Annotated in this window: 11 protein-coding genes; 1 reads left to right on the top strand and 10 read right to left on the bottom strand. The window is 73.4% G+C overall.

All coding sequences use genetic code 11. The annotated features are described in order from the left end of the window. Positions 1-17: 17 nt before the first annotated feature. The 10 genes from ABZ261_RS10445 to ABZ261_RS10400 all read right to left on the bottom strand — a co-directional run bounded on the left by ABZ261_RS10445 (position 18) and on the right by ABZ261_RS10400 (position 10708). Positions 18-956, bottom strand: a complete 939-nt coding sequence (locus ABZ261_RS10445; protein ID WP_356857412.1) for a Pro-rich N-terminal domain-containing protein — start codon at positions 954-956, stop codon at positions 18-20. Between the two features lie 164 nt (positions 957-1120). Beyond that, entirely contained in the window at positions 1121-2212 is a 1092-nt protein-coding gene (aroB, locus tag ABZ261_RS10440; protein ID WP_356857410.1) for a 3-dehydroquinate synthase, read from the bottom strand. After that, the gene (locus ABZ261_RS10435) at positions 2209-2724 is read right to left on the bottom strand and encodes a shikimate kinase (RefSeq protein WP_356857408.1); all 516 of its coding nucleotides are present in this window, start codon (positions 2722-2724) and stop codon (positions 2209-2211) included. Before ABZ261_RS10435 ends, aroB begins: the two co-directional genes overlap by 4 nt. Next, positions 2721-3905: a chorismate synthase gene (gene aroC / locus ABZ261_RS10430; RefSeq protein ID WP_356857406.1), complete on the bottom strand. Its 1185-nt coding sequence runs from the start codon at positions 3903-3905 to the stop codon at positions 2721-2723. Before aroC ends, ABZ261_RS10435 begins: the two co-directional genes overlap by 4 nt. A 162-nt stretch (positions 3906-4067) precedes the next feature. Continuing rightward, positions 4068-4907, bottom strand: coding sequence for a shikimate dehydrogenase (locus ABZ261_RS10425; RefSeq protein ID WP_356857404.1), 840 nt, complete (start codon positions 4905-4907; stop codon positions 4068-4070). A 77-nt stretch (positions 4908-4984) separates the two neighbouring features. Then, a complete protein-coding gene (gene mltG / locus ABZ261_RS10420) occupies positions 4985-6640 on the bottom strand; it encodes an endolytic transglycosylase MltG (RefSeq protein WP_356857402.1) in 1656 nt (551 codons plus the stop codon). Positions 6641-6763: 123 nt separating this feature from the next. Continuing rightward, the gene (gene ruvX, locus ABZ261_RS10415; RefSeq protein ID WP_356857400.1) at positions 6764-7228 is read right to left on the bottom strand and encodes a Holliday junction resolvase RuvX; all 465 of its coding nucleotides are present in this window, start codon (positions 7226-7228) and stop codon (positions 6764-6766) included. Between the two features lie 15 nt (positions 7229-7243). Then, positions 7244-9916, bottom strand: coding sequence for an alanine--tRNA ligase (alaS, locus tag ABZ261_RS10410; RefSeq protein ID WP_356857398.1), 2673 nt, complete (start codon positions 9914-9916; stop codon positions 7244-7246). Beyond that, positions 9916-10266, bottom strand: coding sequence for a hypothetical protein (locus tag ABZ261_RS10405; RefSeq protein WP_356857396.1), 351 nt, complete (start codon positions 10264-10266; stop codon positions 9916-9918). The genes alaS and ABZ261_RS10405 overlap by 1 nt, the downstream gene beginning before the upstream one ends. 16 nt (positions 10267-10282) lie before the next feature. Beyond that, positions 10283-10708, bottom strand: coding sequence for a DUF948 domain-containing protein (locus tag ABZ261_RS10400; RefSeq protein WP_356857569.1), 426 nt, complete (start codon positions 10706-10708; stop codon positions 10283-10285). A 168-nt stretch (positions 10709-10876) separates the two neighbouring features. Between ABZ261_RS10400 and ABZ261_RS10395 the strand changes: the two genes are divergently transcribed. Further along, complete coding sequence (locus tag ABZ261_RS10395; protein WP_356857394.1) at positions 10877-13162, top strand: AAA family ATPase; 2286 nt, start codon at positions 10877-10879, stop codon at positions 13160-13162. Positions 13163-13181 lie beyond the last annotated feature (19 nt).

Here is a 13181-nt window from a genome sequence, read left to right as displayed (position 1 = left end):
GACCAGTGGCCCCCGGTTCACCAGCTCGGCGGGCTCGCCATCGCGCGTGCCAGGACCTCGTCCAGGACCCGCGCCGTGCCGGGGACGTCCAGCTGGGAGTTGTCGATGATCGACAGGCCCGAGCCGTACCAGCCGGCCATGCGGCCGTGGATGCGGGCCACCTCCTCGTCGCTGAGACGGCGGTTGCCGGTGCGTTCGGCGTTGCGCTCCAGCACGACGTCCAGGCCCGGCAGGAGGACGACCGGGAGCAGCCCCGGGCCGACGTGCCGCTTCCAGCCGCCCAGGCCCACCACCGGGCGGTCCGGGAAGACGGCGTCGTCCAGGATGCAGGAGATGCCGTTGGCCAGGAAGTTGCGGGCGGCGAAGCCGCAGGTGCGGCGGGCCAGCCGGTACTGCGCCTCGGAGTTGTCGTTCCAGCCCGACTGGGGGTCGGCGAAGCCCGAGCGGACCCATTCGCGGACGTCGTCCAGGCTGATGTGGGCCGTGGGGACGCGGCGGTGGTCCGCCCAGTACCTGGCGACGCTGGTCTTGCCGGCGCCCGCCGGGCCGATGAGCAGGACGGCGAGGGTGGTGGTCGCCGCGTCCGGGACCGCCGCCGCGGCGGGCGGTGCGGCGGGCGCGCCGGCCGGGCCGCCGGGCGGCAGCGGGACGTGCCCGGTGCCGTCGGGGGCCGGCGGAACGTGCCCGGTGCCGCCGGGGGCCGGCGGGCCGGGCGTGTGCTGCGGGGGCGCCTGCGGCACCGGCGCGGACGGCGCCGGCGGCGCTTGCGGGGCGGGCGGCGCCGGAACGGGCGGGACCGGGTAGCCCGGCGCCACCGGCGGCGGGGCACCGGGGGCGGGCCCCTGGGGGGCGCCCGGGGGCGGACCCGGGTGGTGTGCGGCCGGCGCCCAGCCGGCGTGCGGTCCCTGCCCCGGCTGGTGGGGCGGCGGCAGCGGCGACCCCACTGCGTGCTGCATCCGTTGCCACTCCGTCTCGTCCACGCGTCCGGCGCTGCGGGCGGGTGCGGACCCGCTCCGCACCGAACGGTACCGTCCCCGGCCGTCGTTCGGTGAAACGGCCCGGGGCGTTCCGAAGTGCCCGGCCAGCCGGAGCGGCGCGGACACCCGGAGCGGTCCGGTGCCTACTGGCCGACCTCGCCGTAGGCGGCGAGCAGCACGGCCGGGTCCGGGCCCTCCAGCACGGTGGGCTTGGCGAGGCCGTCCAGGACGATGAAGCGCAGCAGGTCGCCGCGGGACTTCTTGTCCACCTTCATCGTCTCCACCAGCTTGGGCCACTGGTCGTAGCGGTAGTGCAGCGGCAGGCCCACGGATTCGAGGATCGTGCGGTGGCGGTCGGCGGTGGCGTCGTCCAACCGCCCGGCCAGGCGGCCCAGTTCGGCGGCGAAGTGCATGCCGACCGAAACGGCCGCGCCGTGGCGCCACTTGTACCGCTCGTTCTTCTCGATGGCGTGGCCGAGCGTGTGGCCGTAGTTGAGGATCTCCCGCAGACCGGACTCCCTCAGGTCGGCGGAGACCACATCGGCCTTGACCCGGATCGAGCGCTCGATGAGCTCGGCGGTGTGCGGACCGGCCGGGCTGCGCGCCGCCTGCGGGTCCTCCTCGATGAGGTCGAGGATCACCGGGTCGGCGATGAAACCGGCCTTGATGACCTCCGCGAGCCCGGAGACGTAGTCGTTGACCGGGAGGGAGTCGAGCGCGGCCAGGTCGCACAGCACCCCGGCGGGCGGATGGAAGGCTCCGACCAGGTTCTTGCCCTCGGCGGTGTTGATGCCGGTCTTGCCGCCCACCGCCGCGTCCACCATCGCCAGGACGGTCGTCGGGATCGCGATCCAGCGCACCCCGCGCAGCCAGGTCGCCGCCACGAAACCGGCCAGGTCGGTGGTCGCGCCGCCGCCGACGCCGACGATGACGTCGGTACGGGTGAATCCGGACTGGCCGAGCGCCTTCCAGCAGTAGGCGGCGACCTCGGCGGTCTTGGCCTCCTCGGCGTTGGGCACCTGCACGGCGATCGCCTCGTAGCCCTGCCCGGCGAGGTCGGCGCGCAGCGCGTCGCCGGTCTCGGCCAGCGCCTCGGGGTGGACGACCGCCACCCGCTTGGCCTTCGTGCCGATCAGCCCGGCGAGTTCACCGAGGAGCTGACGGCCGACCAGGACCTCGTACGGCTCGGTGCCCGCGGTGCCGGCGACCTGGATGCGGGTGACTGCCTCGCTCATGCTTCCTTCAACTCCAGTGCGTCCAGGGCGGCCCGGGTGACCTCGTCGGGGGTGCGCCCGTCGGTGGGTACGACGGCCGTGGCGACCTCCTCGTACAGGTGCCGGCGGGCCTCCATCAGCTCGCGCCACTGCTTGCGCGGGTTGACCGCCAGCAGCGGGCGGGCCACGTTGAGCCCCGTGCGCCTGACGGCCTCCTCGACGTCCATCGACAGGTACACCACGCGCTGCCCGGCGAGCAGGGCCCGGGTGTCCGCGTCCAGGATCGCGCCGCCGCCCAGGGCCAGCACGCCGTCGTGCTCGGCGAGCGCCCGCCGTACCGCCTCCTTCTCCAGGGCGCGGAAGGCGGGCTCGCCCTCCTCCACGAAGATGTCGGCGATGCTGCGACCCCGCTCGGCCACGATGTCGTCGTCGGTGTCCCGGTAGCCCACCCCGAGCCGCTCGGCCAGCAGGCGCCCGACGGTGGACTTGCCGACCCCCATCGGGCCGACCAGGACGATCAGCGGTGCGCTCATCGGACGGCCAGGTTGTCGAGGTAGCTGCGCACGTTGCGGCGGGTCTCGGTCACGCTGTCGCCGCCGAACTTCTCCGCCACCGCGTCCGCGAGGACCAGCGCCACCATCGCCTCGGCGACGATGCCCGCGGCCGGCACCGCGCACACGTCGGAACGCTGGTGGTGGGCCTGCGCGGGCTCGCCGGTGGTGACGTCCACCGTCCGCAGCGCCCGCGGCACCGTCGCGATCGGCTTCATCGCCGCCCGCACCCGCAGCAGCTCACCGGTGGACAGACCGCCCTCGGTGCCGCCGGACCGCCCCGTGGCCCGCCGCACACCGTCGGGCGTGGCGACGATCTCGTCGTGCGCCTCGCTGCCGGGCACCCGCGCCAGCTCGAACCCGTCGCCGACCTCCACGCCCTTGATCGCCTGGATGCCCATCAGCGCCGCCGCCAGGCGCGCGTCCAGCCGCCGGTCCCAGTGCACGTGCGAGCCCAGCCCCACCGGCACGCCGTACGCCAGCACCTCCACCACACCGCCGAGGGTGTCGCCGTCCCGGTGGGCCCGGTCGATCTCCGCGACCATCGCCTTCGACGCGTCCGCGTCCAGGCAGCGCACCGGGTCCGCGTCCAGCCTCTCCACGTCCGCCGGCGCCGGGTACACCCCGTACGGCGCCTTCGCCCCCGCCAGCTCGACGACGTGGGAGACGATCTCGATGCCGGCGGTCTCCTTCAGGTACGACCGGGCCACCGCACCGAGGGCGACGCGGGCGGCGGTCTCCCGGGCCGAGGCCCGCTCCAGCACCGGCCGGGCCTCGTCGAAGCCGTACTTCTGCATGCCCGCCAGGTCCGCGTGGCCGGGGCGCGGCCGGGTCAGCGGCGCGTTGCGGGCCAGCCCCGCCAGCACCTCCGGGTCCACCGGATCGGCCGCCATCACCTGCTCCCACTTCGGCCACTCGGTGTTGCCCACCATCACCGCCACCGGCGAGCCCAGGGTCAGCCCGTGCCGCACCCCGCCCAGGAAGGTGACCTCGTCCCGCTCGAACTTCATCCGCGCACCACGGCCGTACCCGAGCCGCCGCCGTGCCAGGTGGTCCGCCACCATGTCCGTGGTGACCGGCACGCCGGCGGGAAGACCCTCCAGCGTCGCGACCAGTGCCGGACCGTGGGACTCCCCCGCGGTCAGCCAACGCAGCCTGCTCAACGGTGCTCCTCAGTGTTCGCGCCCGGTACTGCCCTGTGTACGCACGTGCGCGCGTACGGCGACGGCGCCACCGGGTGCGCGACCCCGGTACGCCACCCCCGATCCTCCCACGTCCGGGGGGCGTGGCGGCTGCCGGTCCCAGGAAGCGGACGCGGGCGGGTGTCAGCGGGCCGCCAGCGCCTGTTCGCCGGCCCGGCGCATGGCCTCCAGCGGGGCCGGGGCGCGCCCGGTCATCCGCTCGACCTGGAGGACGGCCTGGTGCACCAGCAGGTCGAGGCCGCCGACGACGGCGCCGCCGGACATGGACCAGCGGGCCGCCAGCTCGGTGGGCCAGGGCTCGTACAGCACGTCGAAGAGGGTGGCGGGGCGTTCCGGGACGGCGGCGGCGAGGGCGTCGGTCGTCCCGGCCGGCGTGGTGGCGATCACCAGCGGGGCGTGCAGCGCCCGGGCTGCGTCCGCCCAGTCCGCGGTGCGGACCTCCACGTCGAGCCGCTCGCCCCACTGCCGCATCTCGGCGGCGCGGGCCTCGCTGCGGACGTAGGCGACGACCTCCCCGGTGCAGATCCGCGCCAGTGCGGCGAGCGCCGAGGAGGCGGTCGCGCCGGCGCCGAGGATCGCGGCGGAGTCGACCTGTTCGATGCCGTGCTCGCGCAGCGCGGCCACCATTCCCGGGATGTCGGTGTTGTCGCCGAGCCGGCGGCCGTCCTCGGTGAGGACCAGCGTGTTGACCGCGTCCACCGAGGCGGCGGTGTCGCTGATCTCGTCCAGCAAGGGGATCACCGCCCGCTTCAGCGGCATGGTCAGCGACAGCCCCGCCCACTCGGGCCCGAGCGCCTCCAGGAAGCCGGGCAGCGCGCCCTCGTCGACCTCGAAGCTGTCGTACGACCAGCCGGTGAGCCCCAGTTCCGTGTACGCGGCCCGGTGCAGCACCGGCGAGAGCGAGTGGGCGATGGGTTTGCCGAGCACGGCGGCCCGGCGGGCGCCGGCGGCCTCGGATTCCATGTGAACCGGTCCTTGTGCCTGCGCGGGCCCGCGCCCCCGCGCGTTCGTCCCCTGCCCGCCGCCCGGGACTGCCGCGGTCAGTTCTTCCCCCTCGACGCGTTCCATTCGTTGACGAGCTTCTCGTGCTCGTCGAGGGTCCGGGTGAACTTGCTGGTCTTGCCGTCCATCGAGATGAAGTAGTACCAGCCGTCGTCCGTCGGGTCGAGCGCGCCCCGCAGCGCCTCCTCGCCGGGGTTGTCGATGGGGCCCGGCGGCAGGCCCTTGGAGAAGTACGTGTTGTAGGGGTTGGCGTACTTCCGCAGCTCGGCGATGCTCAGATCGATCTTGCTCTGGTTCTTGATGTAGTTGTACGTGGAGTCGAACTCCAGCCGCCCGTAGGTCTGCGGGTTGTCCGGCTCCAGACGGTTGTAGACGACCTCGGCCATCTTGCGGAAGTCGTCGTGGCTCGTGCCCTCGGCCTGCACCAGGCTCGCCACGGTGAGCACCTGCCAGGGGCCGTCGAGGCCCAGGGCCCTGGCCTTTTTCTCCAGGCCCAGCTCCCGGTACTTGGCGGTGGCCTGGGAGACCATGTTCTTCAGCACGGCCTCGGGTTTCTGGCCCTTGGTGACGCCGTAGCTGGAGGGGTACAGGAAACCTTCCAGCGGGTCCTTGAGGCCGGAACGGTTCAGCGCCCAGGCGGGCAGGCCCAGGTGCTTGTATTCCTTCTTCGCGACGCGCGCGGTGGTGCCCGGCGCCACGCCGAGACGCTTGTCGATCAGCGCGTAGACCGCGGTGTTGCGCAGCCCCTCGGCGATGATGAGGTTGCTGCGGCTCTTCGGGCTGAGCATCAGCTCCACGGCGCTCGCGGCGGACATCTCCTTCTGCAGGGTGTAGACACCGTCCTGGAGCGACTTGCCCCGGGGGTTCGCCTGCAGGGCGGAGACGAACGCGGCCGCGCTCTCGACGACGCCCGCCTCCTTCAGCTTCTGGCCGATCGCCCAGCCTCCGGCGCCCTTGGGAATGGTGACGGTGACCTCCTGGCCGTTCCCGTCACCCGCGTAGTCCGGAGCCGCGCCGAAACGATTTTGGTAGAACTTGTACCCGAAATATCCGACACCGCCGAGGCCCCCGCCGAACACCAGCACGACCACCATGCAGGCGCAGCCGGTGCGGCCCTTCTTGCTCTTGACGGGCTTCCTGCCGCGCCGTTCGCGCCGGCTCTGGAGCTCGTGCTCCTCGTCGTCCTCGCCGTCGCCTCCCGGAAGGACGGTGTGCCCCGCCTCGGCGGGCGTCCGCGCCTCCGGCTCCGCCTCGGGCTCGGCGTGCCTGCGGCCGGGCGGCACCGGCGGCGGGTAGGCGTCCTCCGTGCCGTAGAAGTCGGGCTGCTCCCCGCCGTACGCCGCGGGCTGCCCGCCGTACGGACCGACGGGACCGGCGTCGTAGGGCACCTGGCCGTGGGCGCCGGCCGCGTCCCAGCCGCCCTGCTGGAACTGCTGACGGGGCCGGCCGGCGAACCGCCCGTCGTCCCCGGGGTGGTCCTGTCCCTCGTAGTACTGGTGCTGCTGCTCGCCGTACCCGGACTGCTGCTCCTGGCTCCAGTCGCCGTACTGCGGCGCCTGCGGATGCTGCTGCGGCTGGCCGCCGTAGGGGGACTGACCCGCCTGGGTCTGCTGTCCTCCCCATCCGCCGTCCCCGTACAACGGGTCCTCCGGATGCCACGGTTCGGAGCCTGGGCCCCGGCCATACTCAGTCATCGATCCCCTAGAGCCGCGAGGCCGACGGTCACGCGGCCGATGGGCCGTCTTCCGCTCCGCCTCTTTGCTGTGCGCCGGCTGTTCGAACACCGGCGCATCGCGCGGAACGTTACCGTATCGCGATCAGATGACCACTTCGACGCCTTCGCCGGGTGGCTCACCTGACACCCGTTCGGATTCCAGGGCCTGCTGCAAAATGATGACCGCGGCGGCCTGGTCGATGACCGCACGGCCCTTCTTCGACTTCACACCCGACGCGCGCAGTCCCTGACTGGCCGTCACGGTCGTCATCCGCTCGTCCACCAGGCGCACCGGCACCGGCCGGACGCCCCTGGCCAGCTCCTGCGCGAAGGCGCGCACCTTGGCGGCGGCCGGGCCCTCGCCCCCCTTCAGGGAGCGGGGCAGGCCGACGACGAGCTCGATCGGTTCGTACTCCTCCACCAGTTGCCGCAGCCGGCGGTGTGCGGCGGGGAGGTCCCGGCCGGGGACGGTCTCCACCGGGGTGGCGAGGATCCCGTCGGGGTCGCACGAGGCGACCCCGATGCGGGCGTCCCCGACGTCGATCGCGAGCCGACGTCCTCTGCGCATCGTCCTGACCGTCTCTTACTTGGCGGTCTCGGCGACCAGGCGTTCGACCGCCTCGACGGCCTCGCCGACGGCCGCCGGGTTCTGACCGCCGCCCTGGGCCACGTCCGGCTTGCCGCCACCGCCGCCGCCGAGGGTCTTGGCGGCCGTGCGCACCAGGTCACCGGCCTTGAGGCCGCGGTCGCGGGCGGCGTCGTTGGTGGCGATCACCGTGAGCGGCTTGCCGTTGTTGACGGTGAACAGGGCTACGACGGCGGCCCGGCCGCCCTGGATGCGGCCGCGCACGTCGAGGACCAGCCTGCGCAGGTCGTCCGGCGTGGTGCCGTCCGGGACCCGGCCGGTGACCAGGGCCACGCCCCGCACGTCCTTGGCGGACTCGGCGAGGCCGGCGGCGGCCTGGAGGACCTTCTCGGCGCGGAACCTCTCGATCTCCTTCTCGGCGTCCTTCAGCTTGCCGAGCATGGCGGAGACCTTCTCCGGCAGCTCCTCGGGGCGGCCCTTGAGCAGCTCGGTGAGCTGGTTGACGACCGTGTGCTCGCGGGCGAGGAAGTGGTAGGCGTCGACGCCGACCAGGGCCTCGATACGGCGGACACCGGAGCCGATGGAGGACTCGCCGAGCAGCTTCACCAGGCCCAGCTGGGCGGTGTTGTGCACGTGGGTGCCGCCGCACAGCTCCTTGGAGAAGTCGCCGATGGTCACGACGCGGACGCGCTCGCCGTACTTCTCGCCGAACTCGGCGATGGCGCCCTGCTTCTTGGCCTCGTCGATGCCCATGACCTCGGCGTGCACGTCGAGGTCCCGGGCGAGCACCTCGTTGATCTTCTGCTCGACGTCGGTCATCACCGCCTGCGGGACGGCGGACGGGGAGCCGAAGTCGAAGCGGAAGCGGCCGGGCTGGTTCTCGGAGCCGGCCTGGGCGGCCGTCGGGCCGAGGGCGTCGCGCAGGGCCTGGTGGGTGAGGTGGGTGGCCGAGTGGGCGCGGGCGATGGCCTGCCGGCGGCGGGCGTCGATGGCGGCGTGGGCCTTGGCGCCGACGGTCACCTCGCCGACCTGGACGACGCCCTTGTGGACGTAGACGCCCGGGACCGGCTTCTGGCAGTCGCGGACCTCGATGACCGCGCCGGAGTCGACCCTGATGCGGCCGGTGTCGCCGATCTGGCCGCCGCCCTCGGCGTAGAACGGGGTGCGGTCCAGGACGACCTCGACCTCGTCGCCCTCGGTGGCGGCCGGGGAGGAGACGCCGTCGACCAGGATGCCGACGATCGTGGACTCGCCCTCGGTGTCGGTGTAGCCGATGAAGTCCGTCTCGCCGGCGGCGTCGGCGATCTCGCGGTAGGCGCCGAGGTCGGCGTGGCCGGTCTTCTTGGCCTGGGCGTCGGCCTTGGCGCGCTCCCGCTGCTCCTTCATCAGCCGGCGGAAGCCCTCCTCGTCCACGGACAGGCCCTGCTCGGCGGCCATCTCCAGGGTGAGGTCGATCGGGAAGCCCCAGGTGTCGTGGAGCAGGAACGCCTTCTCGCCGGGCAGCACCGTGGAGCCGGCGGCCTTGGTCTCGGAGACGGCGGTGTCGAGGATGTTGGTGCCGGCCTTCAGCGTCTTGAGGAAGGCGTTCTCCTCGGCGAGGGCGACCTTCTCGATGCGCTCGCGGTCGGTGATCAGCTCCGGGTACTGCTGGCCCATCGTACCGATCACGGTGTCGATCAGGTCCTTGACGACCGGGCCGGTGGCGCCGAGCAGGCGCATGTTGCGGATGGCGCGGCGCATGATGCGGCGCAGCACGTAGCCGCGGCCCTCGTTGCCCGGGGTGACGCCGTCGCCGATCAGCATGGTGGCGGTGCGCATGTGGTCGGTGACCACGCGCAGGGACACGTCCGAGGCATGGGCCTCGCCGTAGCGGACGCCGGTCAGCTCGGTGGCCTTGTCGATGACGGCCATGGAGGTGTCGATCTCGTACATGTTCTGCACGCCCTGCAGAATCATGGCGAGGCGCTCCAGGCCGAGGCCGGTGTCGATGTTCTTGCTCGGCAGGTCCCCGAGGATCTCGAAGTTGTCCTTGCCGATGCCCTCGCCCCGCTCGTACTGCATGAAGACGAGGTTCCAGATCTCCACGTACCGCTCGTCGTTGACGGCGGGGCCGCCCTCGGGGCCGAACTCGGGCCCGCGGTCGTAGTTGATCTCGGAGCAGGGGCCGCACGGGCCGGGGACGCCCATGGACCAGAAGTTGTCCTTCATGCCCAGGCGCTGGATGCGCTCCCGGGGCACGCCGACGACCTCGTGCCAGATCTGCTCGGCCTCGTCGTCGTCCTGGTAGACGGTGATCCACAGCCGCTCGGGGTCCAGGCCGTAACCGCCCTTGTCCTGGGGCGTGGTGAGCAGCTCCCAGGCGAGCTTGATGGCGCCTTCCTTGAAGTAGTCGCCGAAGGAGAAGTTGCCGCACATCTGGAAGAACGTGCCGTGCCGCGTGGTCTTGCCGACCTCTTCGATGTCGGGCGTGCGCACGCACTTCTGCACGCTGGTGGCGCGCGGGTACGGCGGCTTGACCTCACCCAGGAAGTAGGGCTTGAAGGGCACCATGCCGGCGGGGACGAGGAGCAGAGTCGGGTCGTCCGCGATGAGCGACGCCGAAGGGACGACGGTGTGCCCGCGCTCCTCGAAGAAGCTCAGCCAGCGGCGGCGAATCTCTGCCGACTCCATCAGTGGTCCTCATTCCGGTTGTACGAGTACGTCGTCGGGTCGTCGGCGTACTGCGGTCTGCTGCGGTTGTTCTCGATGGCGGGGTACCGCCGGGGCGCGGCCAGTGCGGGGTTCTCGTGGATGCCGAGTGCCTCTTCCAGCTCGGCTTCCCGCTGGGCCATGTTGTCGCGGACGTCCAGCGCGAAGCCCACCGCGCGGTCCTTCAGGCGCTGACCGGTCTCCAGGGCCTTGTTCGCCGCGGTGGCGGCGAGGCTCTCCGGGGTCAGCTGCTTCAGCTTGCGGTTGACCTTGGTGGTGGCCCACACACCGGCGGCGACACCGGTGGTGAACCAGAACGTACGACGGAACATCGCTCGGTCTCAGTCCTTACTTCCGCTTGCGTCGTGCGGCAGGGACCGTGCGGCCCACGATCACGCTACGCCGGGCCGGCCCGCCGGGCACGTCCTTGCCGCGGCCGCCCAGCGCCCGGCGCACGCCGTAGCCGAAGGCGGCGACCTTGACCAGCGGCCCGCCGAAGGTGGAGGCGACGGTGGCCGACAGCGCGGAGGCGTTCGAGGTGACCTCCTGGACGTCGGAGGCGATCGCGTCGACCCGGTCGATCTGGGTCTGCGCGCTGCGCACGGCCCGGGAGGCGTCGGCGAGCAGCGGCACCGCCTGCTCGGTCACGTCCGCCACGAGCTGGGTGGCCGCCTTGAGCGTCTGGGCCAGCCTCGCCAGTGCGACGGCGAGGAAGGAGACCAGGATCGCCCAGAAGACGGCCACCAGGATCCCGGCCACCTCTCCACCGGACACTGTGCGCACCCGCTCCCTGAAACGTGCTGTGAACTTCGGAACCCTCGAAAGGCAGTGCCCCGAGCCTATCGCGCCGCGGCGGAGGCTCCGTACCGGATTACCCGGCGGCAGGCGAGCCGCGGACCGCGATTGTACGGACCGCGCACGGTTCAGTACGCTGCGTGTCCCATGCGAGGTCCTCAGCCCCCGGGTCCCTGGACGGACGGCGATCCGCCCGCCGAACTCTCCGCGTTCGTCGGCCGCTCGGCCGAACTCGCCGCGCTGGATGCGGCGCTCGGCCGGGCCCGGCTGGTGACGGTCACGGGCATGGGCGGGGTCGGCAAGTCCCGGCTGGCGGTGCGGGCGGCGGCCCGCTGGGCGTCCGGCGGCGCGGCGGACGCTGCCGTCCGGGGGCGGGTGGAGCTGGCGGCCGTACGGGATGCGCAGTTCGTGGAGTACGCGGTCGTGGAGGCGCTGGGGCTGACCGATCACACCACCCGCACGCCCCGGCAGGTGCTGCTGGAGCACCTGGCCGGCCGGCCGGTGCTCCTGGTGCTGGACGGGTTCGAGCACCTGGTGGCGGCGTGCGCCGAACTGACGGCGGAGCTGCTGCGCAAGCTGCCTCAGCTGCGGGTGCTCGCCGTGGGCCGGCGTCCGCTGGGCCTGACGGGCGAGCATCTGTTCCCGCTGGCGCCGCTCGGCGAGGAGGAGGCGGTGCTGCTGTTCACGAGCCGGGCCCGGGAGCAGGGGCTCGCGGTGGCCGACGGCGCCGGGGTGCGGGAGCTGTGCCGCCGGCTGGAGGGCATCCCGCTGGCGCTGGAACTGGCGGCGGGACGGCTGCGGACGCTGTCCCCGGAGCAGTTGCTGCAGCGGCTCGACGACCGGTTCCGGCTGCTGACCGGCGGCGGCCGGGACGCCCTGCCCCGGCACCGGACGCTGCGCACGGCGATCGGCTGGAGCCACGAACTGTGCACGCCCGCCGAGCGGTTGCTGTGGGCGCGGCTGTCGGTGTTCGCGCAGACCTTCGACCTGGAGGCGGCCGAGTACGTGTGCAGCGGGGACGGGCTGCCCGCCGAGGACGTCCTGGACGTGCTGTCGGAGCTGCTCTCCCAGTCGGTCGTCACCCGCGAGGAGACCCCGGCCGGCCCTCGCTACCGGATGCTGGACACCGTCCGGGCCTACGGCGCCGCCTGGCTGGAGGCGGCCGGGGACGCCGAGCGGCTGCGCCGCCGGCACCGCGACTGGTATCTGGGGCTCGCCACCCTGTGCGAGCTGGACTGGTTCTCCCCCCGGCAGCGGGAGGTGGCCGCCCGTGTCGAGGCCGAGCTGCCCAATCTGCGGGTCGCGCTGGACTTCTCGGTGACCGAGCCGGAGGAGGCGCATCTCGGGCAGTACCTCGCGGGGTCGCTGTGGTTCTGCTGGGTGGGCTGCGGCCGGCTCGCTGAGGGCCGGCGGTGGCTGGAGCGCAGCGTGGAGCTCCGGTCGCCGTACGCGCAGGCCCGGCTGAAGGCGCTGTGGGTGCTCGGCTACGTGGCGATCCTCCAGGGCGACACGGTGCGGGCGCTGCAGGCGCTGCGGGCCTGCCGGGAGGAGGCGGAGCGGGAGGCCGACGCGACGGCGCTGGCGTACGCGGAGCACCGGACCGGCTGTCTGGCCCTGGTCAGGGACGACATGGCCGGTGCGGAGACGCTGCTGCGGTCGGCGCTGGCCCGCTACCGGGAGATCGGCGAGCTGAACAGCAATGTGCTGATGGGCGAGGTCGAGCTGGCCATGACCCGGGCCTTCCAGGGGGACCTGCCGGGTGCGGTGCGGCTGTGCGAGGACGTGCGCCGGGTGTGCGAGGAGCACGGGGAGCGGTGGGCCCGGTCGTACGCGCTGTACGTGCTGGCGTACGCGGCCTGGCTGGGCGGGGACCCGGCCGGTGCGCGGGAGCTGCTGGCGGACTGCCTGGCGGACGCGCACGCCTTCCGCGACCTTTTGGCCTCGGTGCTGGTGATGGAGCTGCTGGCGCTGGTCACGGTCACCGAGGGCGACGCCGCCGAGGCGGCCGTGCTGCAGGGCGCGGCGAGCCGGCTGTGGCCGTCGGTGGGGCTGCCGCTGTTCGGCTCCGCCCACTACAGCGCCCCGCACGAGCAGTGCGAGGCGGCCGCGCGGAAGGCGCTCGGGGACGCGCGGTACGAGGAGTGCGTGCGGGAGGGGGCCGGGCTGGGCCGGGAGGCGGCGGTGGCCCGGGCCCTGCGCCGCGACCGCGCACGGCCGCCGGGCGCTCCCCCGGTCTGCGCGAGCACGGGCGTCCCGCGGGCGGCGCCGCGCGCACCGGCGCGCCGGGAGGCGGGGGCGCGCTGGGGCGACGGCGAGGCCGGCCGGGACGGCGGCGGGGCGGGGCCGGACGGGGAGGCCGGCTCGCGCGAGGGCGCCGGGAAACGCGAACCCGCCGCCTCGCCCGCCCGGAAGGGCGGGGAGACGGCGGGCTGAGACCTGCGCCGCGGCTGGG

The sequence above is a fragment of the Streptomyces sp. NPDC006193 genome (assembly GCF_040613915.1).
Lineage (GTDB): Bacteria > Actinomycetota > Actinomycetes > Streptomycetales > Streptomycetaceae > Streptomyces.
Note: the sequence above shows the minus strand (reverse complement) of the source record. Positions and strands in the feature narration are given on the sequence as shown.